1 protein-coding gene is annotated in these 889 nt (G+C 47.7%); it reads right to left on the reverse strand.

Going from position 1 to position 889, the window contains the following annotated elements; genetic code table 11:
• The coding region (locus A3750_RS26400) for a hypothetical protein (protein WP_197475166.1) at positions 1-889 on the reverse strand (889 nt) is incomplete at both ends.

The following is an 889-nucleotide window of genomic DNA, read 5'->3' on the forward strand; positions in this document are numbered from 1 at the left end:
TTTCAGTATGCCGGCAAAACCAACGAGCGAATTCAGCGGCGAACGAAATTCGTGCGTTAATTTTGCAATTTCTTGCTTACGTGCATCTTCGCGCATTTTCGCAGCGGTATTTTCCAACTCTTTCTCAATCGCCTCACGACGAATTCGCTCAGTGATGTTAGTTGCGATACCGTGCACACGATCCTCACCATCAGCGGTTAAATGATAGAAAAACCACGACCAAACACTCCCGTCCGGTGCAGTGACTTCTATATCGTCCACAGAGCTTTTATTCTCGATGACTTGCGCGAGAAGCTGCTCAAAATTAGTCGGTAATAGCAGCAAACGGCCTTCATCATCATAGCCGATATCGGTCATCAATTCGGTCATTGCTGCGTTACTGAATTCAAGCAAGCCAGATGCTGAAAACTCGGCTAGCGGAAACGGGCTTTTATCAACAAAGTAAGACATGCGATGCAGCTCGTAAAATGTATGCTTGAGCTTACTATCGTCTAAAAATCGTACCAACGAATAACGATGGCCTTCCAGCTCAATGGTTCTGCAAAACAGCTCTGCAGATAGATAGTCGCCTTTCGCATTAACGATCAAGCCCTCAAGATGCGCTTCGGTATTCTCGGAGTTTGAACTTCGATCTAAGTCCTGCGAAGCGTGTTTCTTGTCGCCATCCAAGGGTGCTGTTTGACTGGCGCATAAAGGACAGCTCTCACGTTTATGCGCGAAAGCCCGCGCCGGAGCGCAAAGTTCATCATGAACATGCTTGCCCGAAAGACGACTCACCTTCCAACCGGACCACGTTGTAAATGCGCGAGAACACGCCACGAGCTTTCCTTTCTCGCTGATCAAGGCGATCAGATCAGGCCAATCGTTGATCGTTTCTATCCATTTTTCA

It is taken from the genome of Oleiphilus sp. HI0079 (assembly GCF_001635105.1).